The organism is Streptomyces sp. NBC_00203, assembly GCF_045206325.1.
Classification (GTDB): domain Bacteria; phylum Actinomycetota; class Actinomycetes; order Streptomycetales; family Streptomycetaceae; genus Streptomyces; species Streptomyces lutosisoli.
This window is the reverse complement of the sequence record NZ_CP108126.1, coordinates 6,122,330-6,147,701: the sequence shown is the minus strand read 5'-3', so window position 1 is coordinate 6,147,701 and position 25,372 is coordinate 6,122,330. Positions and strand designations below refer to the sequence as shown.

The window sequence follows — 25,372 nt, the reverse complement described above, 5'->3', positions numbered from 1 at the left end:
AGCCCGGGCCGCCGCCCGCGCCCCGCGCGGCGGCCCGGCTCGCTCTCGTCCTGCTTGTTCTCTCCCTGCTGCGTTGTCTTCCTGTTTCCCGATGTGCCTGTTTCCCGCTGTGCCCGCTCTGCTGCCCCGTCCTAGTGAGGTGGTGCCCGATGGCATCCCGGTTGCCCTCCCCCGCAGAAACCAAGTCCGTGCCCCCGGGGCAGGGCTCTCGCCCCCGCGTGCCGTTGATGGTGTGGTGCGCCGGAATCCTGGTCCTGGCGCTGAGTCTGTTCGGTGGCCAGGACGAGACGTCCGACGCCTCCGCCAAGCCCCATACCGTGGCAGCGCCCGCGCCGTCGTCGTCGGCCGCGCGAGCCGTCGGAAAGAGGGCGAAGCCGCTGCCGCGGTCCAAGCCGACGCGGCTGCTCATCCCGAAGATCTCGGTGGACGCCCCGTTCACCACCCTCGCCATCGGCTCGTCGGGCAAGCTCGAACCGCCGGCCGCCGGCGACACGAACCTGGTCGGCTGGTACGCCAAGGGCGTGTCCCCGGGCGAGGCGGGCACCGCGATCATCGCCGGCCACGTCGACACGACGACGTCCCCAGCCGTGTTCGCCGAGCTCAGTGACCTGGACAAGGGCGACAAGTTCACCGTCAAGAGGGCCGACGGGCGCAAGGCCTCGTTCGTGGTCGACAGTGCCGAGACGTTCGAGAAGGACGACTTTCCCGACAAGCGGGTGTATGCCGACACCTCCGACGCCGAGGTCCGGCTGATCACCTGCGCCGGTTCGTACGACCATGCCGCGAAGGATTACACCGAGAACCTGGTCGTCTTCGCCCACCTCGTCTGAACCGCGGAGGTACGGGCGCCCGGGATGCCGTGGTCGCGCAGCGGGCCGATCCCCCAGCCCTGGGTCTCGCAGGTGTCGAGGATGCGGGGCAGGGCGGCGAGGGTGGTCCGCCAGGAGCCGGGGGCGGAGGTGCAGTCGGAGTCGTGGAGCAGGATGGTGCCGCCGCCGGACAGATCGCGGGTGACGGTGCGGTGGACCGACTCCGGTGTGGCCCGTCCGCGCCAGTCCTCGCCCCATGCGGTCCACAGCACGGGGGCCAGGCCGAGGCGGCGGCAGGCGAGATGGGCGGCGGTGTTCATCACCCCGTACGGGGGCCGGAACAGCGTGGGCGGCCGGCCGGTGACGTCGGCGACGGCGTCGTGGGCGCGGGCGATGTCGTCGTACGTGGCACCGGGGCCGCGCAGCAGCAGGGGCCGGTGGTGCCAGCCGTGGATGCCGATCTCGTGGCCCTCGGCGGACAGTTCCCTGGCCAGGCCCGGTGCGCGGTGGAGCATGGAGCCGAGGAGGAAGAAGGTCGCGCGGACACCGCGGGCGTCCAGCAGCCGCAGGAAGTGCGGGGTGGACAGCGGGTCGGGACCGTCGTCGAAGGTGAGGGCGATGTGGTCGGCGCGGCCGCGTCCGGCGAGCCGGGGCATGGCCCGGTTGCGCAGCGGGCCGAACGTGGAGATCACCGGCGCGGCGTGCACAGCGGCGAGCACGGGCAGGGCCACCGCCCCCGCCCACCGCGCGGCGCGCGCGAGCCGGTCCGCCTCCCCTATCGCTCTCGCCCCCGTCGTACCCGCCCCCATCGCTTCCGCCCCCATCTCTTCCGCCCTCATCTCTTCCGCCCTCATCGGTCGTCGTCCTCCAAGTAGTGGGTGAGCGCCCCGAGGTGGTGGCCGGGGGCTTCGCCGTAGGCGTCGGCGAGCGGGGCGCCGATCCCCAGCGAGACGGTGGCGGCCACGGCGACGGCCATCAGGATCATCCGCCGCCGGCCGTGCCGAGGCGCCGTGACCGCGAGCCGGGCGGCCGCCGTTTCGCCGGGCGCCGGCACCGCGGACCGTACGACGGCGGGGCGCCCCGGCGCCGCGGCCCGTACCGCGCCCGGGAGCACCGATGCCGCGGACCGTACGGCGGCGGTCAGCGCCGGCGTCGAGCGCCGCAGGGCGGCCGGAAGCCCCGGTATCGCACGCCGCCCGGCGGACCCCCGGCGCGACGGCCCGGGCAACGCGGCGAGCGGGAGGCCCCGCTCCTCGGTCGGTACGGCGGCGGCCAGCAGCCCCAGCGCCTCGGACGGCACCGCGACCGCACGCCCCCGCACCCCCTTCCGTACGACGGACAGCGGCCGTACGACGGACAGCGGCCGTCGGGCCATCGCCGCGACGGTCTGGGCGGGGCCGGACGCGGCGGAGGTGTACAGGGCGAGACCGGCCGCGCGCTGGGCCTGGCGGCGTGGGCCGTGCAGGAGTTGGGTCAGTGTCGGCGCCAGTCGGCCGGGGTCGCGGATCCAGGGGGCGAGGCCCGCCTCCTCCAGCGCGGCGGCGTTGGTCTGGCCGTGGCCGGGGATGCAGCGGTAGCTGACGACCGGGAGGCCGCTGGCGAGCGCCTCCAGGGAGGTGAGGCCGCCCGCGTTCTGGACGAGGACGTCGCAGGCGTGCATGAGGCCGGGCATGTCGTCGACCCACTCGTGGACGTGGGTGATGCCGTCCGCGCGGAGCCGTTCGGCGAGGGCGTGGTTGTGTCCGCACACCACGACGGGCAGCGCGGCCCCGGTGTCGCGGATCTCGGCGGCGGCCTCCCGCACCGGGCCGACGCCCCACGAACCGGCGACGAGCAGGGCCAGCGGCGCGTCCTCGGGCAGGCCGAAGCGGGCGCGGGCGGAGCGCCGGTCGTCCTCGGTGGCGGGGGTGAAGCGCGGGTCGGTCAGGGGCCCGGTCACGGTGACGCCGGCGGCGCCCTGCTCGTGCGCCTGGGCGGCGGGTATCGCGTGTGCGGCGAGGTGCGCGTCGATGCCGGGCGCCACCCACAGGGAGTGGACGGAGAAGTCGGTGAGGTACGTCAGGGCCGGTATCCCGAGTCTGCCGCGCAGCCGCAGCGCGCCGAGGACCTGACTGGCTCCGGGGTACGTCGACACGACCGCGCGGGTCTCGGGGGTGACGGTGGCCAGGGTGCGGCGCCGCGCACCGCGCAGCAAGGCCCGTACGGCCGGGCCCGGTCGCCGGTCGTGCTCGGTGGCGGCGTAGATGCGCTGGTAGCCGGTGGGGGCCCAGGTCAGCAGCCGGAGGTAGGCGCCGCAGAGCAGCTTCCCGATCCCGGCGGGCAGCAGATCGAGGAAGTCGTGCCGGTCGACGAGGAAGCCCAACGCCGTGAGGTGGCGGGTGAGTTCGGTCGCGGCGCCGTCGTGTCCGGCTCCCATGCTCGCGGAGATGACGGTGATCCGCCGGGGGCCCGGGCCGCCGAGGTCGACGGCGGACGGCGCGCCCGGCTGTCCGTCCGCCGGGTTGTCGAGGTACGGCACAGCAGATCAGCCTCCGAAGTGATGCGGGCGCGGCGGGGCGTAGTGAGCGGTCGGCAGGAGCGTGGCGGGGCGGGGTGAACGGGAGCGGTCGGCCGGCGAGGACGCGGCGGCGCGTGGTGGAACGTGCGGTCGCGGCAGGGGTGCGGGGTCGCCGCAGTTCCTGTGGTCCGCGCGGGAGTACGGGGTTGGTCCCGGCGCCCGCCCGGGAGAGGGGCGGAGCTTTCCCCGGGCGGGCGCGCATGGCAGACTCGGACCACGGCAGCTTTTACACCGCCGTAGAAGTTCTACACGACTGTAGAAGATGGGCGAGGGAACGACAAACCCCATGAGCGGCGATGCACAGGCGCGGGGCCCGAAGCGGGCCAACGGTGAGCGGGAGACCGAGATCCTCGGGGTGCTCCAGCGGGCCGAGGACGCGCTGACCCCGGGCGAGGTCGCCGAACTGCTCGGCGGCGAGCTGACGTACAGCAGTGTGGTCACGATCCTCACCCGCATGCACACCAAGCAGTTGCTCCACCGCAGCCGGCGCGGGCGGGCCTACGCCTACAAGCCCGTCACCGACGACCCCGGGTTCGCCGCCCGCCGGATGCGCACCGTCCTGGAGGAGCGCTCCGACCGCGAGGCGGTGCTGGCGCGCTTCGCCGACAGCCTGTCCGACACGGACGCGGACCTGCTGCGCCAGCTGCTGGGGCCCGACGCGGACAACGACCGGTAGAGAGGCCCGCCCGGATGCGCATCGCCGTCTATCTCCCGCTGCTGCTGTCCGTGCTCGTCCCGTTCGGCGCGCGCCCGCTCTCCGAACGCTGCGAACCCCGCCTGGCCACCTGGCTGCTCACCGCCTGCGCGCTGATACTCGGCACGGCGACCACCATCTCCCTGGGACTGCTGGCGATCACCGGCCTGACCGGCGTCCCGCTCCTCGCCGCGCTCGGCCACTGGTCGGCCCGCACCGCGCAGATCAACGACCCCGCCGAACCGCCCGTCGCGCTCCTCGCCGGGCTGCTGCTCGGCGGCGCGCTGTTCACCGCGGGCCGTATGCTCTGGCGCCGCGCGAGGTCCCTCGCCTCCGCCTTCTGGGACGCCGCGTGCATGCCCACGCACGACGGCCTGGTCATCGTCGAGGACGAGACGCCGGACGCGTACGCGCTGCCCGGACTGCCCGGCCGCGTCGTCGTCTCCACCGGCATGCTGCGCACCCTGGACACGTCGGAGCACGACATCCTGCTGGCCCACGAGCGCGCCCATCTCGCCGCCCACCACTACGCCTTCGTCGCCCTCGCCGGCCTGGGCGCCGCCGCCAACCCCCTGCTCCGCCCCCTCGCCACCGCCGTCACCTACACCGTGGAACGCTGGGCCGACGAACAGGCCGTCCGCGCCACCGGCGACCGCAGGCGGGTGGCCCGCGCGGTGGGCAAGGCAGCCCTGGCCGCGCACGGTTCGCTGTCACCCCTGCGCCCCGCCGCCCTCGGCTTCCGCGGCTTCCTCGGCCGCCGCAACCCGCTCGCCGGCGCGGGCCCGGTCCCCCGCCGCGTCGCCGCCCTCCTCGCCCCACCGCTCGCCCGCCGCCCCGGACTCGCCCTCGCCACCACGGCGGTCCTCGCCCTCACGGTGCTGTCCACCGTCGCGGCCACCCACGACCTGCACGCGTTCCTGGAACTCGTGGGCATCGCGCACCACGGCCCCCATCACGCCGGCATGGACGGCCCGGACCACACGGCTCTGCTCACCACCGTCAGCCGGGGCTGATCCAGAAGCGGTCCTCGCCGTGGGCCCGGCCGTCGGGGACGCCGCCGTTGGACCGGATCACCCGGCGTGACGGTTCGTTGTCGGCGTCGCAGGTCAGCAGGACGCGGTCGAGGCCCAGCCGGCGGCACTCGACGAGCCCCGCCGCGAGCATCCTCGTCGCGTGGCCCTGCCGGCGCCACGGCCTGACGACGTGGTATCCGACATGGCCGCCGGCCTCGGCCAGTTCCGGTGTCAGGCTGTGCCGGACGACCAGCGAGCCGAGGTAGTGCGCACCGGAGACGTACCAGAACACGGTGGAAGGGACGCCCCAGCGGACCCGTACGCCGCGTCTCTCCTCGACGAAGGCCTCGAAGTCGTCGCCCGCAGGACCGAGCCACTCCGCACTCCGCCCCTCCGCCACACAATCGGCCCGCTCACCGGCCAGATACGAGTCCCGCACAGCCGCCGTCGGCCACACGAGACCCGGCGGTTCCCTGAGATCGATGTGATCGGCGTGATCGGTGTAATCGGTCATGCGGTTCAGTGTTCATGCAGCGCCGCCCGGCGCGCGAAGAGTTTTTCCGCCGCCGACTGCGCACGCACCCGCACACGCACGTGCTCCCTGTCCACACTCAACACCTCGCCGCCCGAGACCAATTAGTCCCCCAGCGCCGATCCACATGGATCTCTCAGCATTCTTCCCGGGGTCTCCCACGGGCCGCCCCTAGTCTGCGGGGCACCTCGTGGAGCCAGGTCAGAGCCAGGTCTCAGTCATACACGGGGCGGCCCCGGGCTCCCACAGTGGAGGAGCCCGGGGCCTTTTACATGGGCCGCTCTCAGAAAACCCCCAGGTTTCTCCCAGCCGCTCCTCATGTGCGCGGGAGAGAGTCTGCGCCATGGCCGAGCACTCCACGCCCCCGCACAAGCTCCTCATCGTGGAGGACGAGGCGAGTATCCGCGCCCTGCTGGAGTCGACGCTGCGGCTCACCGGTTACGACGTGAGCAGCGCGGACTCCGGGGCGGCCGCCTTGCGGGAGATGGAGCGGTTCGGCCCCGATCTGGTGCTGCTCGACGTGATGCTGCCCGACCTCGACGGGTTCGAGGTGACGCGGGCGATGCGGGCGGCCGGCAAGGACACCCCCGTACTGTTCCTGACCGCGCGCACCGACCTGTCCGACCGCATCGCCGGGCTGCGGTCCGGCGGCGACGACTACGTCACCAAGCCCTTCAGCCTCGAAGAGGTGCTGCTGCGGATCCAGGCGATCCTGCGCCGCACCGGCGTGGAGGAGCAGCCGTCCGGCGATCCTGACGACAACCGCATCCTGCTCTTCGCCGACCTCCGGCTCGACGAGGTCGCGCACGAGGTGCACCGCGCGGACCGGTACATTCCGCTCTCCCCCACCGAGTTCCAGCTGCTCGGCTACCTCATGACCAACGCCAACCGGGTGCTGAGCCGGACCCAGATCGTGCAGCACGTGTGGGGCTACGACTTCGCCGGTGACGCCCGCATCGTCGAGACGTATGTGAAGTACCTGCGCAAGAAGATCGACTGCGTCGAGCCGCCGCTGATCCACACGGTCCGCGGGATCGGCTACTGCCTGCGGCTGCCGCGCGTCCCCGGCCAGGACCGGGCCGCCGACCGGTGAAACGGCGTCCGTTCGCACCACTCTTCGCACGGCTTTTCGGGCGGCTCTTCGGGCGGCTCTTCGGGCGGCGCCGTACTCGTCCGGCGGGCCTGCGGCGCCGTCTCGTCCTCGGCATCACCGTCGTCGCCACCACCGCGGTGCTGGCCGCCGAGGTCGTCGGCTTCGTCGTGCTGCGGTCCTGGCTGATGGACAGCCTCGACGACCAGCTCACCCACTTCCAGACACACCGCAAGGCGTACACGGACGCGGCGAGCGAGAAGGGGTTCCCCAGCAGGTTCACCACCCCCGGAGCGCTGCCCTCCGACTTCCGGATCTTCTTCTACGGCTCCGACGGCCACCTCCTGACCGCCTCGCTCGGCGACCCGCAGCCCTCGGAACCCGAACTGGCGTTCTCGGCCGACGACCTCGCCCTGACCGCGGGACGGCCCACGACCGTGCCCGCCACCATCGGCGACGGCCACTGGCGGGTCGTCCTGCGGGACGGCCCCGACGGCATGAAGTCGGTGGTCGCACTGCCCATGGACACCGTGGACGGCGCCACCTCCAAGATCCTCCTGGTGGACGGCGTCCTGCTCGCCCTCACCATCGCCTGTGTCGTCCTGCTCGGCCGCTGGGTCGTCCGGCTGGGGCTCCTCCCACTGACCCGGATGGAGCGCACCGCCGAGGACATCACCGACGGCAACCTCGACCTGCGGCTGCCCGACACCGACGGGCGCACCGAGACCGGGCGGCTCGGCCGGGTCCTGAACACCATGCTCGAACGACTCCAGGGCGCCCTGCGCGAACGCGAGACCTCCGAAGCCAGACTGCGCCGCTTCGTCGCCGACGCCGGCCATGAACTGCGTACGCCACTGACCACGATCCAGGGCTTCGCCGAACTGGCGCTGCGCCACGAGCAGCAGCCCGCCGAGGGCCGACGCGAGGCGAACCGGCTGATCGCCCAGAACGCCGAACGCATGAGCCTGCTCGTCGACGACCTCCAACTGCTCGCCCAACTCGACCAGGAACCCTCCTACCGCCAGGAGCCCGTCGACCTGCTCTCACTCGCCGCCGACGCCGTGAGCCCCGCCGCCCTGGGCGCGCCCGGCCGCCCGGTCACCCTCGATCCCCTTTTCCCGGAGGTGGCGGAACTGGAACTGGTGGAGACCGCCGGTGATCCGCACCGGCTGCGGCAGGTCGTCGAGAACCTGATCTCCAACGCGCGGACCCACACTCCCCCGGGCACCCCCGTCCACGTACGCGTCGGAACGGGCCTGGCGGGTCCTGCCACGGGCGGTGTGGACACCCCCGGCCGCACCAGCGCCTCCCCGCCCCTCCCCTACGGCACTCCCGTCGCGGTACTGGAGATCGCCGACGAAGGCCCGGGGCTGGCCCCCGAGGACGCCCAGCGCGTCTTCGAACGCTTCTACCGCGTCGACCCGGCCCGCTCCCGCAGCCAGGGCGGCAGCGGCCTCGGCCTCGCCATCGCCGCCGCGATCGCCCAGGGCCACGCCGGCCGCCTGGAACTGGACACAGCCCCGGGCAAGGGCTGCACGTTCCGGCTCGTCCTCCCGCAGACCTGAGCTTCCGGGGCCCGTGCGCGCTGGGGGCGTGGTGTCTTCTTCGCCCCCGCCGCCCCTACCCGTCCCATCCCCAGGGGCTCCGCCCCTTCGACCCCGGGGGGTTGTGTGTCGGGTGCGGGTGGGTGGGGGCTGGTCCAAAAGATTGCGCAGTTCCCCGCGCCCCTGAACAACCGCCGGCCCGCCCCGGGTGCTTTTAAGGGGCGCGGGGAACTGCGCGACCAGCCCCCACCGGCCATTACGCGCACCACGCGGGAGTCGTCAGCTCTTCGTCACGAGTTCCTTGAGCGCGATGTTGAGTTCGAGGACGTTGACGCGGGGCTCACCGATGAAGCCGAGGGTGCGGCCGTCGGTGTGCTCGTCGACCAGCTTCTGCACCTGGGCGACGGACAGGTTGTTCTTCTCCGCGATCCGGTGGACCTGGATGTCCGCGTAGTTCGGGGAGATGTCCGGGTCCAGGCCGGAGCCGGAGGACGTCACCGCGTCGGCGGGCACGTCGGAGGCCTTGACGGTGTAGCCGTTGACCGAGTTGTCCTTGATGACGGCGGCCTTGGCGTCCTTGACCCACTTGATCAGGTCGGCGTTGTCACCGGAACGGTTGGTGGCGCCGGACAGGATCAGCTTGTACTGGGTGTTGACCGAGTTCACACCCAATCCGTTCTGTGGACGGCCCTGGAACCACTTCAGGTCGGGCTCCGGCGTCTCCTGCCCCTTCTTCAGCGGCAGGTTGTAGGCCTGGCCGATGAGCGAGGAACCGACGACCTTGCCGTCCGCCTTGATCTCCGAGCCGTTCGCCTTGTCGGAGAACAGACCCTGGGCGATGCCCGTGACGGCCAGCGGGTAGATGACGCCCGTGACCAGGGTCAGGACGAGCAGGGCGCGCAGGCCGGCCCCCAGCAACCGGGCAGTGTTGGTAACCGAGTTGTTCATGGTGATCAGCACGCTTTCGAAAAATTACAGCCCGGGGATGAGGGAGATGATCAGGTCGATGATCTTGATGCCGATGAAGGGCGCGATCAGTCCGCCGATGCCGTAGATCCCGAGGTTGCGGCGGAGCATCTTGTCGGCGCTCATCGGCCGGTACTGCACACCCCGCAGGGCGAGCGGCACCAGCGCGATGATGATCAGCGCGTTGAAGATGACCGCGGACAGGATCGCGGAGTCGGGCGAGGACAGGTGCATGATGTTGAGCTTGTCCAGGCCCGGGTAGACCACCGCGAACAGCGCCGGGATGATCGCGAAGTACTTCGCGACGTCGTTGGCGATCGAGAAGGTCGTGAGCGCACCACGGGTGATCAGCAACTGCTTGCCGATCTCCACGATCTCGATGAGTTTGGTCGGGTTGGAGTCCAGGTCCACCATGTTCCCGGCCTCCTTGGCGGCCGAAGTACCGGTGTTCATGGCCACGCCGACGTCCGCCTGGGCCAGCGCGGGAGCGTCGTTCGTACCGTCACCGGTCATCGCGACGAGCTTGCCGCCCGCCTGCTCACGCTTGATGAGCGCCATCTTGTCCTCGGGAGTCGCCTCCGCGAGGAAGTCGTCGACGCCGGCCTCGTCCGCGATCGCCTTGGCCGTCAGCGGGTTGTCACCCGTGATCATGACGGTCTTGATGCCCATGCGGCGCAGCTCGTCGAACCGCTCGCGCATGCCTTCCTTGACGACGTCCTTGAGGTGGATGACGCCCAGCACGCGGGCGCCTTCCGCGTCCTCGATGGCGACGAGGAGCGGGGTGCCGCCCGCCTCGGAGATCCGGTTGGCGAGGGTGTCAGCATCCTTGGAGACCGTGCCGCCCTGATCCTTGACCCAGGTGATGACCGAACCGGCCGCGCCCTTGCGGATCTTCCTGCCGTCGACGTCCACACCCGACATCCGGGTCTGGGCGGTGAAGGTGATCCACTCGGCACCGGCCAGCTCGCCCTGGTGCCGCTCGCGCAGCCCGTACTTCTCCTTCGCCAGGACGACGATGGAGCGGCCCTCGGGCGTCTCGTCGGCCAGCGAGGAGAGCTGGGCGGCGTCGGCGACCTCGGCCTCGGTGGTGCCGGTCACCGGCACGAACTCGGAGGCCTGGCGGTTGCCGAGGGTGATGGTGCCGGTCTTGTCGAGGAGGAGGGTCGATACGTCGCCCGCCGCCTCAACTGCCCTGCCGGACATGGCGAGTACGTTCCGCTGCACCAGCCGGTCCATGCCCGCGATACCGATCGCGGAGAGGAGTGCGCCGATGGTGGTCGGTATCAGGCAGACGAGCAACGCCACCAGCACGACCATCGTCAGATGCGTACCCGCGTAGTCCGCGAACGGTGGCAGGGTGGCGACGGCCAGCAGGAACACGATCGTGAGGGACGCGAGAAGGATGTTCAGCGCGATCTCGTTGGGCGTCTTCTGCCGGGCCGCGCCCTCGACCAGGGCGATCATCCGGTCGATGAAGGTCTCGCCCGGCTTCGTCGTGATCTTGATGACGATGCGGTCGGAGAGCACCTTCGTACCGCCGGTGACGGCCGAGCGGTCGCCGCCGGACTCGCGGATGACGGGCGCCGACTCACCGGTGATGGCCGACTCGTCCACGGACGCCACACCCTCGACGACGTCACCGTCGCCGGGGATGATGTCGCCCGCCTCGCAGACGACCAGGTCGCCGACGCGCAGCTCGGTGCCGGGAACCTGCTCCTCCACCTTGCCGTCGAGGCGGCGCGCCACGGTGTCGGTCTTGGCCTTGCGCAGGGTGTCCGCCTGCGCCTTGCCGCGGCCCTCGGCCACCGCCTCCGCCAAGTTGGCGAAGATCACGGTCAGCCACAGCCAGGCGCTGATCGCCCAGCCGAACCAGTCGCCCGGATCCTTGAAGGAGAAGACCGTCGTCAGCACCGAGCCGACGAGGACCACGAACATCACGGGGGACTTGACCATGATGCGCGGGTCGAGCTTGCGGAGGGCGTCCGGCAGCGACTTCAGCAGCTGCTTCGGGTCGAACAGACCGGCGCCGACCTTGCCTTCGTCCTTGTGGCCGGTCGGCACATCGCTGTGCGGCGCCCGGGTCGGAGTGGCTGTGGACATCGAGCCCTCTTGATTCGCTACGTCTTGATTAGTCACGTCTTGATTCGATACGTCGGTGGTCATGACGCCAGCCCCTCGGCCAGCGGACCCAGCGCGAGGGCCGGGAAGTAGGTCAGACCGGTGATGATCAGGATCGCGCCCACCAGGAGGCCGGTGAACAGCGGCTTCTCGGTGCGCAGGGTGCCCGCGGTCGCCGGGACCGGCTTCTGCTCGGCGAGCGTGCCCGCCAGCGCCAGGACGAAGATCATCGGTACGAAGCGGCCGAGCAGCATGGCAAGCCCGATGGTGGTGTTGAACCACTGCGTGTCGGCGTTCAGACCGGCGAAGGCCGAGCCGTTGTTGTTGGCGCCGGACGTGTAGGCGTACAGGATCTCGGAGAAGCCGTGCGCCCCGCTGTTGGTCATCGAGTGGCCCGGGGTGGGCAGGGCCATCGCCGCGGCGGTGAAGATGAGCACCAGCGCCGGGGTGATGAGGATGTAGCAGGCCGCGAACTTGATCTCGCGGGTGCCGATCTTCTTGCCCAGGTACTCGGGGGTGCGGCCGACCATCAGACCGGCGATGAACACCGCGATGATCGCCATGATCAGCATGCCGTAGAGGCCGGATCCGGTACCGCCGGGCGCGATCTCGCCGAGCTGCATGCCCAGCATGGTGATGCCGCCGCCGAGTCCGGTGAACGAGGAGTGGAAGGAGTCCACCGCGCCGGTCGAGGTCAGGGTGGTCGCCACCGCGAAGATGGACGAGCCGCCGACGCCGAAGCGGGTCTCCTTGCCCTCCATCGCGCCGCCGGCGATGTCGAACGCCGGGCCGTGGTGGGCGAACTCGGTCCACATCATCAGAGCGGTGAAGCCGATCCAGATGGTGGCCATCGTGGCGAGGATCGCGTAGCCCTGCTTCAGGCTGCCGACCATCCGGCCGAAGGTCCGCGTCAGCGCGAACGGAATCAGCAGGATCAGGAAGATCTCGAAGAGGTTGGAGAACGGGGAGGGGTTCTCGAAGGGGTGGGCCGAGTTGGCGTTGAAGTAACCGCCACCGTTGGTGCCGACCTCCTTGATGGCCTCCTGCGAGGCGACCGCGCCGCCGTTCCACTGCTGCGACCCGCCGAAGAACTGACCAACCGAGTGGATGCCGGAGAAGTTCTGGATCGCGCCGCACGCCACGAGCACGATCGCGGCGACGACGGAGATCGGAAGCAGAATGCGTACGGTGCCACGCACAAGGTCGGCCCAGAAGTTGCCGAGCTCACCGGTGCGGATGGGGGTCCCCCCGCTCGAGCGCAGCCGAGAGTGGGGGAGGGAGAAGCCGCGCACGAGGGCGACGGCCACCGCGATGCCGACCGAGGCGGACAGGAAGTTCTGCACCGCCAGGCCACCGGTCTGCACGACGTGGCCCATGGCCTGCTCGCCGTAGTACGACTGCCAGTTGGTGTTCGTCACGAACGACGCGGCGGTGTTGAACGCCTGGTCCGGGTCGATGGACTTGAAGCCGAGAGAGCCGGGCAGCGAACCCTGGACGCGCTGGAGGACGTACAGGAAGAGCACGCTGACGGCGGAGAAGGCGAGGACGCCGCGCAGGTACGCGGGCCAGCGCATCTCCGTGTTCGGGTTGGCGCCGATGCCCTTGTAGATCCACTTCTCGACGCGCAGGTGCTTGTCGGAGGAGTAGACCTTGGCCATGTAGTCGCCGAGGGGACGGTAGGCGAGTGCCAGTGCCGCTATGAGAGCGAGCAGCTGGAGCACGCCGGCGAGGACGGGGCTCATGTCGGTGCTCAGAACCTCTCCGGGAAAACGAGGGCGAGGATGAGATAGCCCAGCAGGGCGACGGCCACGACGAGGCCGACGATGTTCTCGGTGGTCACAGCTTGGTCACCCCCTTGGCGACGAGGGCCACCAGCGCGAACACCGCGATCGTGGTGACGACGAAGGCCACGTCGGCCATCGTGAGCTCCTAGAAGAGGTGCGGAAACGGATCAGACGGTTAGAGCAAAGCTCCTCCGTGGCCGGAATCGACCGCCGTTGACGGCTCCCATACGGGGCGCGGTACGCCTTTGACGCATCCCTTACGGGCACCTTCGGAACCCGGGTTCCGAGACATGCGGACCCCTGTTCCAGGAGGGCCCGGGACCTTGTCGAATCCTTGACGCCCCGGCCCGTCAGAGACCCGTCAAGGCATGCTGCCTCCGGCCTCCCGGGTCTCTACCGTCGGTCTTATGGAACGCCGCAACGACGCGCGCGACGCGGTCGACGCACCCACCCCGCCGCCCGCGGAAGTGGCGTACGACCGCCTCTGGGCCCGGGACGTGCGCAGCGCGATCCGCTGTGCCGGCGTACTTCTCGCCCTTCTGCTGCTGATCGACCGGGCCGCCGGCACCCTCACGGACCCGCGGGCCCTGCTGTGGGTCACGCTCGCGGTAGTGCTGTTCCTGGTCCTCTGCCCCGCCCGGGTCGCCGCCGGTGAGGGCTGGCTGACCTCGCGCGGGCTGCTGCGCGTGCGGCGGGTGCGGACCGACCATCTGGTGTCGGTGCGCTGTCTGGACGGGGTGGGCCGGCGGCTCGTCCTGCGGGACACGTTCGGCGCGCGCGTCGAGATCGACCCCCGGGTCCTGGTCTCCAACCCCCCGCTGTGGCATCGCCTGGACGAGGACGCACGCGTCTCCGCCCTCCGCGGCTCGCTCCTGTGCGGGGCGACCGCGTTGCGCCGCGTGTCGGACCGTATCGACCGTGAGACGGCGCAGACGGTGTTCAAGGTGTCCGGGCTGGAGTGAGTGTCGGGGCCCCGTCAGTCCCCCTCCCCCGGCTTACCCTCCGCCCGTGTTCAACGTGACGGAGATCCTCAAGCGGCTGGTGATCGGCCGGGCCATGCGCAGTGAAGAGCTGCACGAGACGCTGCTGCCGAAACGGCTCGCCCTGCCGATCTTCGCCTCGGACCCGCTGTCGTCGGTGGCGTACGCGACGCAGGAGATCCTGCTGGTCCTCACGCTCGGCGGACTGGCGTATCTGCACTTCACGCCATGGATCGCGGCCGCGGTGGTGGCGCTGATGACGGTCGTGGTGCTGTCGTACCGCCAGGTGGTGCACGCCTATCCGAGCGGCGGCGGCTCGTACGAGGTGGTGTCCACGAACCTCGGCCCGTCGGCCGGCCTGGTCGTCGCCGCCTCACTCCTCGTCGACTACGTCATGACGGTGGCGGTCTCGGTCGCCTCCGGAGTCGACAACATCATCTCGGCGATCCCCCAACTGGCGGACTTCCGCGTCCTGATGGCGATCGGCTTCGTCGCGATCCTGACCGCCATGAACCTGCGGGGCGTCCGCGAGTCGGGACGGGCCTTCGCCGCGCCGACGTACCTCTTCATCGGCGGCGTACTCGTCATGGTGATCACGGGCCTGATCCGGTACGTCCTCGGGGACGCGCCGGTCGCCGAGAGCGCGCAGTACGGCATCACGCCGGACCCGTCGGACGCGAACCTCGCGGGCCTGGCCCTCCTCATGCTGGTGCTGCGCGCATTCTCCTCCGGCTGTACGGCGCTGACCGGCGTGGAGGCCATCTCCAACGGCGTGCCGGCGTTCCGCAAGCCCAAGTCGAAGAACGCGGCCACGACGATGGCGGCGATGGGCAGCACCGCGATCGTCATGTTCGTCGGCGTCACCGCGCTCGCGCTGATCACGAAGGTGCACATCACGGACGACGCGTGCCGGCTGACGGGCCTTGAGGGCGACTGCGCCACCTACACCCAGCGCACGGTGATCGCGCAGATCGCGGCGGCGGTGTTCGGCGGCGAGCACAGCGTGGGCTTCTACTTCATCCAGGCCGCGACGGCCCTCGTCCTGGTCCTGGCGGCGAACACGGCCTTCAACGGCTTCCCGCTCCTGGCGTCGATCCTCGCCCAACACCGCTACCTCCCCCGCCAGTTGCACAGCCGCGGCGACCGGCTCGCCTTCTCCAACGGCATCCTGGCGCTCGCGATCGTCGCCGCGCTGCTCCTGTGGGGCTTCCGGGCGAACGTCACCAGCCTCATCCACCTCTACATCCTGGGCGTGTTCACCTCCTTCACGCTCTCCCAGCTCGGCATGGTCCGGCACTGGAACCGTGAGCTGCGCACCGAGCTCGCGCCCGCCGCGCGCCGCGCCCAGCACACGGCCCGGGTGATCAACGCGATCGGTGCGGTGGTCACCGGCCTGGTCCTGGTCATCGTGCTGGCCACCAAGTTCACGCAGGGCGCGTGGCTGGCCGTCCTAGCCGCGATCGTCCTCTGGGTGATGATGCGCGGAATCCGACGCCACTACGACGCCACATCCGCCGAACTGGCGGTGACCGACCCGCACGACGAACTCGTCCCGCCCAGCCGGGTGTTCGCGATCGTGCTGGTGTCCAGGATCCACAAGCCGACGCTGCGGGCGCTCGCCTACGCGCGTGCGTTCCGTCCCGACCGGCTGGAGGCGCTGAGTGTGTCGGTGGACCGGGACGAGGCCGCGGCGTTGCGGGAGCGCTGGGAGGAGTACGGCATCGACATCCCCCTGAAGATCATCGACTCCCCCTACCGCGAGGTGACCCGCCCGGTCGTCGGATACGTCCGCTCCATCCGGCGCGAGAGCCCGCGCGACGTCGTCGCCGTCTTCATCCCCGAGTACGTCGTCGGCCACTGGTGGGAGAACCTCCTCCACAACCAGTCGGCCCTGTGGCTCAAGAGCCGCCTCCTCTTCACCCCGGGTGTCATGGTCACCAGCGTCCCCTGGCAACTGACATCCTCGGCCCACGCCGACCGCCCCGCCGCCCGGGCCCCCGGCTCCTTCCGCCGCGGCGAGCCCCAGGGCCCGGAGCCCCGGGTCGGCTCCCGCCAGGAGTAGTTCGCCCTCGCCGCCCCGGAGGTTGTGTGTCGGCTGCGGGTGGGTGGGGGCTGGTCCAAAAGATTGCGCAGTTCCCCGCGCCCCTGAAGAGCGGGGCTTCGCCCCGCATTCCCCGCCCGCCCCGGGTCTTTTAGGGGCGCGGGGAACTGCGCGAGCAACCCCCACCGCCCCGCACCCGACGAACCACCCCGTCTTCAAGGGGCGCGGGGAACTGCGCAATCTTTTAGCGGGGGTCTGGGGGCGCAGCCCCCAGGAACGGATGGGACGGGTAGGGGCGGCGGGGGCGAAGAACCCCGCCCTCAGCGGAACTCGGCGAACCGTGGCCGCAGGCCCAGCAACGTCAGCACACCCCCCGCCAGCAGCAGCCCACACGCCCAGGGCAGCACCCCGGCGGCTTCGGAACGACCCGCCTCGACCGAGGCCACGAAGTGCTGCCGGTTGATGCCGGTCACCTTGTCCAGCGCGGCCATCCACGCCGCGAAGTGCACGTTGGACGTGCCCGGTCGCCAGTCCATGCAGAACTCGACGGCCTGGCGTTCCTTGCCCGCGGCGACCAGAGCACGGATCCTCCGGTCGTCACGCTGGTAGACGGCGTACCCCTCCACCGTCTTCTCGGCGGCGGCCCGCTCACCGCCAAAGGTGATGTTGTCGAGCTCGCGCCGGAACTCACCCGTGAACTCCAGGTCGCGGTGATCGGTCCCGTACATCTGCCACGTCCGGCTCAGCTCGGCGTCGTACTCGGACAGGGTCGCGCCCGAAAGCCCGTACAGCTTCTGCGACTTGGCGAGGAAGGACGGGCCGTACTGGCCGCGCCGGTCCGGGTCGAGGAGCCAGCGGCTCTCGTCGGCGTTCGCGTCGTAGGCGATCGCGCGGGCGCGGGAGAGGGCGACGACGGAGTCGAAGGCGTCGTGGCGGGCGACACGCAGATGGACGGCGGAGGCGGCGAGCGCCTGGGTGCCGAGGAGCACGGCGAGCAGGGCGCACACCGTGGCGCCCAGCACGCCGGGGTTGAGGATCCGGTGGAAGCGTCGGGCCAGGTACCACTGGAGGACACCGAGCGCGACCAGCAGCAGCACGCCGAGATTCACGACGGCGGCGAGCTGGACGAAGAGGGTCGAACGGGCCTGGTCGTACTCGGCGTCGAAGGCCCGGTCGTTGGAGTCGACCAGCGTGCGGGCCTCCGGCAGGAGTGTGGCCCGGAGCAGATCGGTCGCCGTGCGGTAGTCGTCGAGCGCGGCCGCCTTGCCGCCCGCGCGGGAGTCGTTCTCCAGGGCGCGCCCTATTCGCTCCTGGTACTCGGCGAAATTGTCCGTGAGCGACTCCACGGTCCGCTCGTCGGCCCGGTCGCCCTGGGCGGCGACGGCGAGGGCGCGCAGATCGTGGCCGATGGTCTTGCGGGCGTCACCGTAGAAGACGAACGCCTTCTGGTACGGCGTCTCCAGGCGCCCCCTGCCCGCGTCGCCGCTGGACAGCAGGAGGTTGGCGGCCTGCGCGTCCATGTCGTTGAGGGCGAGGTTGAGGTCGGCGGCGCTGGTGGTGCGGGGCGCGTCGCGGTTCGCGACGGCGTTCCAGGTGCCGGAGGCGGCGAGCCCGGCCAGCCCGAGCAGCAGGGCGAGGGCGGCGGCGAGCAGGACCGTGACCGCGCGCAGGAGGCGCAGCCGCCCGGGCAGGGTGGTCCAGAAGCGGCGGCGCAGAGCGGCCCGCGCGGCCACGGTCTGCCGATGGAGGCGCCGCCCGGGGCGGCTCGGCCGCGACCCCCCTCGTGGCCTCGGACCGGGACTGCCCCCGGGCGGGGCGACCGTTCCGTGCTGTCGCTGTCGCTGTTGCTGTGCCTGTGCGCCGGTCCTGGCCCCCGCCTCAGGACCGCGCCTGGTGCCGGCCGTGATGGTCACGAGCCCCCCAACGTCACGCCACGGACGGTCGCCCGTGTCCCCCGTGCCGCTCAGTCTGCGACCGGTTTCGGCCACCGACGCCAATCCTTGACGCCCCCCTGACGCCTCCTCAGGTGACCTTGACGGGACCTTGACGCCACCGGCCCAAGGTCCGCCCGCTGGTTCGTTCGGCTGCGGGCCGGTGGGGGCCGGCCGCGCAGTTCCCCGCGCCCCTTAAGGGGCGCGGGGAACTGCGCAATCTTTTAGGGGGGTCTGGGGGCGCAGCCCCCAGGAACGGGATGGGACGGGTAGGGGCGGCGGGGGCGAAACCCCGTCCCGCACGAAGCGGCCGTCGCCCACCGCCGACAGGAGCGCGACCCGCGAAAATGCCCGACCGGCCGGTCTTAACGCCATCTTGACGCATTCGGCCCAACTACCCGTGGGCCCACGGATCACTCTCTGCATACGCTGATGCTGCCGTGTCCTCGATGGCCGGAACCTTTCGAAGAGCCGTACGTCAGGAGCGCACCGATGGCCACCCTCGACCACGACGCCCGCACGAGTCGCCTGCGTGCGTGGATGCTGGAGGGGCTGTCCGACATGGGCAAGGGCCGCCAGGTGCCCCGGGCCGCCGAGCCGGTGCCCGAGCCCGTGCACAAGGGGCAGCGGTGGTGGCGCGTGATGTGCCTGACGGGTGTCGACTACTTCTCCACACTGGGCTACCAGCCGGGCATCGCCGCGCTGGCGGCGGGACTGCTGTCACCGATCGCCACCATCGTGCTCGTCATCGTCACTCTGGCGGGCGCACTGCCCGTGTACCGGCGAGTGGCCGAGGAGAGCCCCCGCGGCGAGGGCTCGATCGCGATGCTGGAGCGGCTGCTGACGTTCTGGAAGGGCAAGCTCTTCGTCCTGACCCTGCTCGGCTTCGCCGCCACCGACTTCCTGATCACCATCACCCTGTCGGCGGCAGACGCCTCCACCCACCTGGTGGAGAACCCCCACCTCACCAGCGTGCTGCACGACAAGCAGATGGTGATCACCCTCGTTCTGGTGGCCCTGCTCGGCGCGGTGTTCCTCAAGGGCTTCCTGGAGGCGATCGGGGTCGCGGTCGTCCTGGTGGGGATCTACCTGGCGCTCAACGCCGTAGTCGTGGTGGTGGGGTTCTGGCAGGTGGCGACGGAACCGCACGTCGTCACCGACTGGACCACCGGCCTCACCGCCGACCACGGAAACGTTTTTGCCATGATCGGCGTCTCCCTGCTGGTCTTCCCGAAACTGGCCCTCGGCCTCTCCGGCTTCGAGACCGGCGTGGCGGTCATGCCGCACGTCGAGGGCGACGCGGAGGACACCGAGGAGAAGCCGGCGGGCCGTATCCGGGGCACGAAGAAGCTGCTGACCACGGCCGCCGTGATCATGAGCGTCTACCTGATCGCCACCAGTTTCATCACCACGCTCCTCATCCCGGAGAAGGAGTTCGAGTCCGGCGGCCAGGCCAACGGCCGCGCACTCGCGTACCTCGCGCACGAATACCTCGGCAACGCCTTCGGCACCGTCTACGACATCTCCACCATCGCCATCCTGTGGTTCGCGGGAGCCTCGGCCATGGCCGGACTCCTGAACCTCATGCCCCGCTACCTGCCCCGCTACGGCATGGCCCCGCACTGGGCCCGCGCCGTCCGCCCCATGGTGATCGTCTTCACCCTGGTCGCGTTCCTGGTCACCTGGATCTTCGACGCCGACGTCGACGCCCAGGGCGGCGCCTACGCGACCGGTGTCCTGGTCCTGATGTCCTCCGCCGCGATCGCGGTGACCATCGCCGCCCGCCGCGCAGGGCAGCGCGGCTGGACGATCGGCTTCGCCATCGTCTCCGCGGTGCTCCTCTACGTCACCGTCGTGAACGTCATCGAGCGCCCCGACGGCGTCAAGATCGGCGCCTGCTTCATCGCGGGCATCATCCTCGTGTCGTTGTTGTCCCGGCTGGCCCGCGCCTTCGAACTGCGGGTCACCAGCGTGACGATGGACGACATGGCTGAGCGTTTCGTACGGGACATCGCCAGCCGCCGGATCCGGTTCATCGCCAACGAGCCCGACAAGCGCGACAAAGCCGAGTACCGGGAGAAGATCGAGCAGATCCGGGCCGACAACGACCTGCCGACCCAGGAGGACTTCGTCTTCGTCGAGGTCACCGTCCTCGACCCGTCGGAATTCGAGGCGGGCCTGAACGTACGCGGCGAGGTCCTGCACGGCCGCTACCGCGTACTCACCCTGGAGTCCTCCTCCATCCCCAACGCCCTCGCCGCCCTCCTCCTCCACGTCCGCGACACCACCGGCTGCATCCCCCACATCTACTTCGAGTGGACCGAGGGCAACCCCTTCGCCAACTTCCTCCGCTTCTTCCTCTTCGGCCAGGGCGAGGTCGCTCCCGTCACCCGAGAGGTCCTCCGCGAGGCAGAACCCAACCGCTCACGACGCCCACGCATCCACGTCGGCTAGAAGGGTTTTCGCCCCCGCCGCCCCTACCCGTCCCATCCCGTTCCTGGGGCTCCGCCCCAGACCCCGTAGGCCGGTTCTTTGGCTGCGGGTGGGTGGGGGTTGCTCGCGCAGTTCCCCGCGCCCCTAAACAACCGCCGGCCCGCCCCAGGTGCTTTAAGGGGCGCGGGGAACTGCGCGACCAGCCCCCACCCACCCGCACCTGACACACAACCGAACGGGGTCGAAGGGGCAGAGCCCCTGGGGATGGGACGGGTAGGGGCGGCGGGGGCGAAAGACCCCTCCCTCAGCCCTCGTCCGCCGGACCGTCCCCGTCCACCGTGAACCCGATCACCGTGCCACCCCCATCCCGCCGAAAGGCGAACGGCGTGCCGCCATGCCCCGTGGCCACCTCACGAACGATGGACAGCCCAAGCCCGGAACCGGGCAGGCTCCGGGCATCGGCGGCCCGGTAGAACCGGTCGAAGATACGGACCAGGTCACCATCCGCGATACCGGGACCACGGTCGAGAACCTCGACGCGAACCGGCCCGGGACGACCGATGGCGGGCACGTCACCGCCGGAATCAAAGGCAACCCCACGACCGGCACCCGAACCCGAACCCGAACGCGAACCCAGCCCCACACCCCGGCCCCCCATCCCCGTAACCGCGATCTCGATCGGCGCCCTCCCGTCCCGATCGAACTTGGCCGCGTTCTCCACAAGGTTGGAAATCGCCCGCTGAAGAGCGGTGGGCCGCCCATCGACCTCCGTGTCCCCACTCACCCGCACGGTGATGTCCCGCCCAGTCCGCCGCCGGGCAACGATCGCGACATCCTCGGCAAGGTCCGCGAGATCGAGCCGCCGTACGGGCTCGGTGTCGGACTGCCCGGCCGCGAGGGCGACCAGCTCGTTCACGAGGTCGGTCAGTTCGCGCGACTCCAGGGCGAGGTCGGCGACGAGTTCCTCCCGGGCCTCGGGCGGCAGCTCGTCGATGCGACGGAGCATGGAGATGTTCGTACGCAGCGAGGTCAGCGGCGTACGAAGTTCATGCCCCGCGTCCTGGACCAGCCGCCGCTGGTCCTCCTCGGACTGGGCGAGCCGGCCCAGCATCCGGTCGAAGGAACGGCCGAGCCGCGCCACCTCGTCGTACCCGGTGACCGGCACCTGGATACCGAGCCGCCCGGTGCGCGCGACGTCCTCGGCGGCCCCCGCGAGCCGCACCAGACGCCGGGTGATCCGCCGGGCCAGCCACCACCCGAACAGCCCCGCCGCGATCACTACCGCCCCGACGAGCAGCACGGTCCGCTGCTGCAGCTCCCGCAGCAGATCCTCTGTGTCGCTGAACTGCTGCGCCACCTGCACCGCGCCCCGCCCGCCGCCGAGCGCGACGGTCGCCACCCGGTAGCGGTCGCCGCCGACGTCGACCTCCTTGTGCTCCTCCATCTTTCCCGCCGTGCCGTCGTCCGCGATCGCCCGGTCGTGGCTGCCCACGGGCAGCTGCGGGTTGCCGCGGTCGACGATCGCGCCGCCGGGCCCGAGCACCTGAACGTCCGTACGGCTGGGCCGGATGATGTCGTCGAGCGGCCCGTCGTGGTCGGGGTCGGACGACGCGAAGTCGCCCGGCTGCAGCGGATGCTCGCGCACCTGGTCACGCAGGTCCTGCACGACCTCGGCGAAGACGGTCTGCTGGTCCACGCGCACCAGCCGGGCGGCGGCGTCGTAACTCAGGAACCCGACGAGGACCGTGACGGCGGCGGCGACGGCCGCGAAGGACACGGTGAAGGTGGCCCGCAGAGAGGACACGCGCCGAAGCCGCAGCCGGAAAAGCCGGCGAAGCCGACCGGATGCACCAGGCGTCCCAGGTGCGCCAGGTGCGCCAGAAGCGCCAGACGTGCCAGACGTGCCAGGCGGGCGGGACCGGGAAGACTTGGCCGAGCTGGGGGGCACTCAGTCCTCCCTCAGTACGTACCCCACGCCCCGCACGGTGTGGATCAGTGCCGGTGCCCCCGGCTCGTCGAGCTTGCGCCGCAGATAGCCCACGTACACGGCGAGGTTCTTCGATCCCGGGCCGAAGTCGTAGCCCCAGATCCGGTCGTAGATCGTGGCGTGGTCGAGGACGATGCCGGCGTTGCGGACGAGCAGTTCGAGGAGTTCGAACTCGGTCCGGGTCAGCTCCAGCTCCCGCTGCTCGCGCCACGCGCGCCGCGCCTGGATGTCCATGCGCAGCCCGGCCGCGATGAGCTGCCCGTTCGACGCCTGGGCCTCCTTGGACCCGGATGCCTGTACGTCGTCGAAGGCGCCGCTCCCGTTGCCGGTGCGGCGCAGCAGGGCGCGCAGCCGGGCGAAGACCTCCTCGACGTCGAACGGCTTGACCACGTAGTCGTCGGCGCCGGCGTCCAGGCCCGCGATGCGGTCCGCGGTCTCGACGAGCGCGGTGAGCATCAGGATGGGGACGCGGTTGCCCTCCGCGCGCAGCACGCGGCACACCTGGAGGCCGTCGATGCCGGGCATCATCACGTCCAGGACGAGGACGTCCGGTGGGGTGCGGTGGGTCTGGGCCAGCGCCTCCACCCCGTCGGCGACGGCCGTCACCTCATAGCCCTCCAGTGTCAGCGCCCTTTCCAGGGCGTGACGGATGGCACGGTCGTCCTCGGCGAGCAGCACGTTCTGGGGCACCCCACCAGTCTGCCAAGCCCCTGGCCGAGTACCACCTGATGAGCGGACCTATCACCGCCCTTCTTACCCGCCTCTCACCCCTGCCTGGCGCGTCGCCTTACCTCCCCCGGTCACTGTGTCCCGTATGTCAGGACGGGCGAGCCCTGACAGTCCCTGCGCCCGGCCGCCCCGGGGACACCCCCGGCTCGGGGGCGGCCGGAGCGGCAGGGTCTGCGCCGGATTCTTTCGCCCCCGCCGCCCCTACCCGTCCCATCCCCCAGGGGCTCCGCCCCTTCGACCCCGGGGGTTGTGTTTCGCCTGCCGGTGGGTGGGGGCTGGCCCAAAAGATTGCGCAGTTCCCCGCGCCCCTTTTAGGGGCGCGGGGAACTGCGCAATCTTTTAAGCGGGGGTCTGGGGGCGCAGCCCCCAGGAACGGGATGGGACGGGTAGGGGCGGCGGGGGCGAAAAAGGCCCCGGCGCCCTACGGCCGTAGCGCCGCGAGCTGCTGCGCGAAGGGGATCACCTCGAAACGACCCCCAGCCCCGGTCACCGCCACAGCCCCACTCCCCCGCGACCCCGTCGCCAGCCCCACCATCAACCGGGCCAACTCCCCCGCCGCCCTCTCAATCCGCTCCGCCAGCCCCTCGGCCCCCCAGTCCTCCGAAGCCGCATACACCCCGGTCGGCACGACCACAGCCCGCAGATACGCGAACAACGGCCGCAGCGCATGCTCAAGGACCAACGAGTGCCGCCCCGAACCACCGGTCGCCGCGATCAGCACCGGCTTCCCGGCCAGCACATCCTTGTCCCCACCGGACATCACGTCGAAGAAGGACTTGAACAGCCCGCTGTAGGAGGCGGAGAACACCGGCGTGACGACGATGAGCCCGTCCGCGGACGTCACCGCGTCGATCGCGGCGGCCAGCTCCCGCCCGGGAAACCCGTTCGTGAAGTTGTGAGCGATCTCGACGGCGAGATCACGCAGCTCGACAACCTCGACCTCGACCTCGACATCGGCACCCCGCACCGTCGCGGCCGCCAGCCGGTCCCCCAGCAACCGCGTGGACGACGGAACACTCAACCCCGCAGAAACGACGACGAGCTTCATACGACGGTCACCTCCTGGGAAGCCGTACCGAGAGACTGGACATGGGACTGGACGAGAGACGCGTGGGTCGGCGCATCCGGCACCCCGGCCGGACGCCCCTTGGCGAACTCCTCGCGCAACACCGGCACGACCTCCTCGCCCAGCAGATCGAGCTGCTCAAGGACGGTCTTCAGCGGCAGCCCCGCGTGGTCCATCAGGAACAGCTGGCGCTGGTAGTCACCGGCGTACTCCCGGAAGGCCAGCGTCTTCTCGATCACCTGCTGCGGCGAGCCGACGGTCAGCGGGGTCTGCTCGGTGAAGTCCTCCAGCGACGGCCCGTTCCCATACACCGGCGCGTTGTCGAAGTACGGCCGGAACTCCTTCACGGCATCCTGCGAATTGCGCCGCATGAACACCTGGCCGCCCAGCCCCACGATCGCCTGCTCGGCCGTGCCGTGCCCGTAGTGCGCGTACCGCTCGCGGTAGAGCTCGACCATCCGCTTGGTGTGGTCGGCCGGCCAGAAGATGTTGTTGTGGAAGAAGCCGTCGCCGTAGTACGCGGCCTGCTCGGCTATCTCGGGCGAGCGGATGGAGCCGTGCCAGACGAACGGCGCTACGCCGTCCAGCGGCCGCGGCGTCGAGGTGAACGACTGCAGCGGCGTACGGAACTTGCCCTCCCACGTCACCACGTCCTCGCGCCACAGCCGGTGCAGCAGCGCGTAGTTCTCGATGGCGAGGTTGATGCCCTGGCGGATGTCCTTTCCGAACCAGGGGTAGACCGGGCCGGTGTTGCCGCGCCCCATCATCACGTCCACTCGCCCGTCCGCCAGATGCTGGAGCATCGCGAAGTCCTCGGCGATCTTCACCGGGTCGTTGGTGGTGATGAGGGTCGTGGACGTGGAGAGGACGAGCTTCTCGGTGCGCGCGGCGATGTAGCCGAGCATGGTGGTCGGCGACGACGGCACGAACGGCGGGTTGTGGTGCTCGCCGGTCGCGAAGACGTCGAGCCCGACCTCCTCGGCCTTCTGCGCGATGGCGACCATGGCCTTGATGCGCTCGTGCTCGCTCGGCGTCCGGCCCGTGGTCGGGTCCGGTGTGACATCACCGACGCTGAAGATCCCGAACTGCATGGTCGCT

At 70.7% G+C, this 25,372-nt stretch carries 20 protein-coding genes; 8 read left to right on the top strand and 12 right to left on the bottom strand.

What is annotated here, in order from left to right; genetic code table 11:
• Positions 1 to 149 precede the first annotated feature (149 nt).
• Positions 150 to 830, top strand: a complete 681-nt coding sequence (locus tag OG975_RS27500; RefSeq protein ID WP_406332056.1) for a class F sortase — start codon at positions 150 to 152, stop codon at positions 828 to 830.
• Here the strand turns inward: OG975_RS27500 and OG975_RS27495 are convergent.
• Together OG975_RS27495 and OG975_RS27490 are read right to left on the bottom strand one after the other, a co-directional pair.
• Complete coding sequence (locus tag OG975_RS27495; RefSeq protein ID WP_406332054.1) at positions 791 to 1,663, bottom strand: polysaccharide deacetylase family protein; 873 nt, start codon at positions 1,661 to 1,663, stop codon at positions 791 to 793. The two genes, OG975_RS27500 and OG975_RS27495, sit on opposite strands and share 40 nt — an antisense overlap.
• Positions 1,660 to 3,327 carry an MGDG synthase family glycosyltransferase gene (locus tag OG975_RS27490; protein WP_406332053.1) on the bottom strand — a complete coding sequence of 556 codons (1,668 nt, stop codon included), beginning with the start codon at positions 3,325 to 3,327 and terminating at the stop codon, positions 1,660 to 1,662. The genes OG975_RS27495 and OG975_RS27490 overlap by 4 nt, the downstream gene beginning before the upstream one ends.
• Positions 3,328 to 3,652: 325 nt before the next feature.
• Between OG975_RS27490 and OG975_RS27485 the strand changes: the two genes are divergently transcribed.
• Together OG975_RS27485 and OG975_RS27480 are read left to right on the top strand one after the other, a co-directional pair.
• On the top strand, positions 3,653 to 4,042 hold the full coding sequence (locus OG975_RS27485; RefSeq protein ID WP_406332052.1) for a BlaI/MecI/CopY family transcriptional regulator: 390 nt from the start codon (positions 3,653 to 3,655) through the stop codon (positions 4,040 to 4,042).
• A 14-nt stretch (positions 4,043 to 4,056) separates the two neighbouring features.
• The gene (locus tag OG975_RS27480; RefSeq protein ID WP_406332051.1) at positions 4,057 to 5,073 is read left to right on the top strand and encodes a M56 family metallopeptidase; all 1,017 of its coding nucleotides are present in this window, start codon (positions 4,057 to 4,059) and stop codon (positions 5,071 to 5,073) included.
• On the opposite strand, the gene OG975_RS27475 is transcribed toward OG975_RS27480, so the two are convergent.
• Positions 5,060 to 5,587, bottom strand: coding sequence for a GNAT family N-acetyltransferase (locus OG975_RS27475; protein WP_406332050.1), 528 nt, complete (start codon positions 5,585 to 5,587; stop codon positions 5,060 to 5,062). The two genes, OG975_RS27480 and OG975_RS27475, sit on opposite strands and share 14 nt — an antisense overlap.
• Positions 5,588 to 5,948: 361 nt before the next feature.
• Between OG975_RS27475 and OG975_RS27470 the strand changes: the two genes are divergently transcribed.
• Both OG975_RS27470 and OG975_RS27465 read left to right on the top strand, forming a co-directional pair.
• The gene (locus OG975_RS27470) at positions 5,949 to 6,698 is read left to right on the top strand and encodes a response regulator transcription factor (RefSeq protein ID WP_406332049.1); all 750 of its coding nucleotides are present in this window, start codon (positions 5,949 to 5,951) and stop codon (positions 6,696 to 6,698) included.
• A gap of 89 nt (positions 6,699 to 6,787) precedes the next feature.
• Positions 6,788 to 8,260 (top strand): sensor histidine kinase, encoded by a 1,473-nt coding sequence (locus tag OG975_RS27465; RefSeq protein ID WP_406336493.1) that lies wholly within the window; start codon positions 6,788 to 6,790, stop codon positions 8,258 to 8,260.
• Positions 8,261 to 8,518: 258 nt separating this feature from the next.
• Here OG975_RS27465 and OG975_RS27460 read toward each other — a convergent pair whose 3' ends face one another.
• The 4 genes from OG975_RS27460 to kdpF are packed head-to-tail and all read right to left on the bottom strand — an operon-like array spanning position 8,519 to position 13,163.
• Complete coding sequence (locus OG975_RS27460; RefSeq protein WP_406332048.1) at positions 8,519 to 9,187, bottom strand: potassium-transporting ATPase subunit C; 669 nt, start codon at positions 9,185 to 9,187, stop codon at positions 8,519 to 8,521.
• 24 nt (positions 9,188 to 9,211) lie between these two features.
• Positions 9,212 to 11,305: a potassium-transporting ATPase subunit KdpB gene (gene kdpB, locus OG975_RS27455; RefSeq protein WP_406332047.1), complete on the bottom strand. Its 2,094-nt coding sequence runs from the start codon at positions 11,303 to 11,305 to the stop codon at positions 9,212 to 9,214.
• Positions 11,306 to 11,364: 59 nt separating this feature from the next.
• On the bottom strand, positions 11,365 to 13,065 hold the full coding sequence (gene kdpA, locus OG975_RS27450) for a potassium-transporting ATPase subunit KdpA (protein WP_406332046.1): 1,701 nt from the start codon (positions 13,063 to 13,065) through the stop codon (positions 11,365 to 11,367).
• Between the two features lie 8 nt (positions 13,066 to 13,073).
• Complete coding sequence (gene kdpF / locus OG975_RS27445) at positions 13,074 to 13,163, bottom strand: K(+)-transporting ATPase subunit F (protein ID WP_406332045.1); 90 nt, start codon at positions 13,161 to 13,163, stop codon at positions 13,074 to 13,076.
• Between the two features lie 351 nt (positions 13,164 to 13,514).
• On the opposite strand from kdpF, the gene OG975_RS27440 reads away from it, so the two are divergent.
• Together OG975_RS27440 and OG975_RS27435 are read left to right on the top strand one after the other, a co-directional pair.
• Entirely contained in the window at positions 13,515 to 14,069 is a 555-nt protein-coding gene (locus OG975_RS27440) for a hypothetical protein (RefSeq protein WP_406332044.1), read from the top strand.
• Positions 14,070 to 14,163: 94 nt separating this feature from the next.
• Positions 14,164 to 16,149 (top strand): amino acid permease, encoded by a 1,986-nt coding sequence (locus OG975_RS27435; protein ID WP_406336491.1) that lies wholly within the window; start codon positions 14,164 to 14,166, stop codon positions 16,147 to 16,149.
• Between the two features lie 299 nt (positions 16,150 to 16,448).
• On the opposite strand, the gene OG975_RS27430 is transcribed toward OG975_RS27435, so the two are convergent.
• Positions 16,449 to 17,861: a hypothetical protein gene (locus OG975_RS27430; RefSeq protein WP_406332043.1), complete on the bottom strand. Its 1,413-nt coding sequence runs from the start codon at positions 17,859 to 17,861 to the stop codon at positions 16,449 to 16,451.
• Positions 17,862 to 18,551: 690 nt separating this feature from the next.
• Between OG975_RS27430 and OG975_RS27425 the strand changes: the two genes are divergently transcribed.
• The gene (locus OG975_RS27425; RefSeq protein ID WP_406332042.1) at positions 18,552 to 20,513 is read left to right on the top strand and encodes an amino acid transporter; all 1,962 of its coding nucleotides are present in this window, start codon (positions 18,552 to 18,554) and stop codon (positions 20,511 to 20,513) included.
• A 283-nt stretch (positions 20,514 to 20,796) separates the two neighbouring features.
• Here OG975_RS27425 and OG975_RS27420 read toward each other — a convergent pair whose 3' ends face one another.
• The 4 genes from OG975_RS27420 to OG975_RS27405 all read right to left on the bottom strand — a co-directional run bounded on the left by OG975_RS27420 (position 20,797) and on the right by OG975_RS27405 (position 25,365).
• Positions 20,797 to 22,296 carry an ATP-binding protein gene (locus OG975_RS27420; protein ID WP_406332041.1) on the bottom strand — a complete coding sequence of 500 codons (1,500 nt, stop codon included), beginning with the start codon at positions 22,294 to 22,296 and terminating at the stop codon, positions 20,797 to 20,799.
• A 144-nt stretch (positions 22,297 to 22,440) separates the two neighbouring features.
• Positions 22,441 to 23,169: a response regulator transcription factor gene (locus tag OG975_RS27415; RefSeq protein WP_406332040.1), complete on the bottom strand. Its 729-nt coding sequence runs from the start codon at positions 23,167 to 23,169 to the stop codon at positions 22,441 to 22,443.
• A gap of 460 nt (positions 23,170 to 23,629) precedes the next feature.
• Positions 23,630 to 24,256 carry a CE1759 family FMN reductase gene (locus OG975_RS27410; RefSeq protein ID WP_406332039.1) on the bottom strand — a complete coding sequence of 209 codons (627 nt, stop codon included), beginning with the start codon at positions 24,254 to 24,256 and terminating at the stop codon, positions 23,630 to 23,632.
• Complete coding sequence (locus OG975_RS27405; protein ID WP_406332038.1) at positions 24,253 to 25,365, bottom strand: LLM class flavin-dependent oxidoreductase; 1,113 nt, start codon at positions 25,363 to 25,365, stop codon at positions 24,253 to 24,255. The genes OG975_RS27410 and OG975_RS27405 overlap by 4 nt, the downstream gene beginning before the upstream one ends.
• Positions 25,366 to 25,372: the final 7 nt, after the last annotated feature.

What these genes read in the sequence shown, in the direction of transcription:
- OG975_RS27500 (WP_406332056.1), top strand. Translation starts at nt 150, where the DNA reads ATGGCATCCCGGTTGCCCTCCCCCGCAGAAACCAAGTCCGTGCCCCCG.
- OG975_RS27495 (WP_406332054.1), bottom strand. Translation starts at nt 1,663, where the DNA reads ATGAGGGCGGAAGAGATGAGGGCGGAAGAGATGGGGGCGGAAGCGATG.
- OG975_RS27485 (WP_406332052.1), top strand. Translation starts at nt 3,653, where the DNA reads ATGAGCGGCGATGCACAGGCGCGGGGCCCGAAGCGGGCCAACGGTGAG.
- OG975_RS27480 (WP_406332051.1), top strand. Translation starts at nt 4,057, where the DNA reads ATGCGCATCGCCGTCTATCTCCCGCTGCTGCTGTCCGTGCTCGTCCCG.
- OG975_RS27475 (WP_406332050.1), bottom strand. Translation starts at nt 5,587, where the DNA reads ATGACCGATTACACCGATCACGCCGATCACATCGATCTCAGGGAACCG.
- OG975_RS27470 (WP_406332049.1), top strand. Translation starts at nt 5,949, where the DNA reads ATGGCCGAGCACTCCACGCCCCCGCACAAGCTCCTCATCGTGGAGGAC.
- OG975_RS27460 (WP_406332048.1), bottom strand. Translation starts at nt 9,187, where the DNA reads ATGAACAACTCGGTTACCAACACTGCCCGGTTGCTGGGGGCCGGCCTG.
- kdpB (WP_406332047.1), bottom strand. Translation starts at nt 11,305, where the DNA reads ATGTCCACAGCCACTCCGACCCGGGCGCCGCACAGCGATGTGCCGACC.
- kdpA (WP_406332046.1), bottom strand. Translation starts at nt 13,065, where the DNA reads ATGAGCCCCGTCCTCGCCGGCGTGCTCCAGCTGCTCGCTCTCATAGCG.
- OG975_RS27440 (WP_406332044.1), top strand. Translation starts at nt 13,515, where the DNA reads ATGGAACGCCGCAACGACGCGCGCGACGCGGTCGACGCACCCACCCCG.
- OG975_RS27435 (WP_406336491.1), top strand. Translation starts at nt 14,164, where the DNA reads ATGCGCAGTGAAGAGCTGCACGAGACGCTGCTGCCGAAACGGCTCGCC.
- OG975_RS27425 (WP_406332042.1), top strand. Translation starts at nt 18,552, where the DNA reads ATGGCCACCCTCGACCACGACGCCCGCACGAGTCGCCTGCGTGCGTGG.
- OG975_RS27410 (WP_406332039.1), bottom strand. Translation starts at nt 24,256, where the DNA reads ATGAAGCTCGTCGTCGTTTCTGCGGGGTTGAGTGTTCCGTCGTCCACG.
- OG975_RS27405 (WP_406332038.1), bottom strand. Translation starts at nt 25,365, where the DNA reads ATGCAGTTCGGGATCTTCAGCGTCGGTGATGTCACACCGGACCCGACC.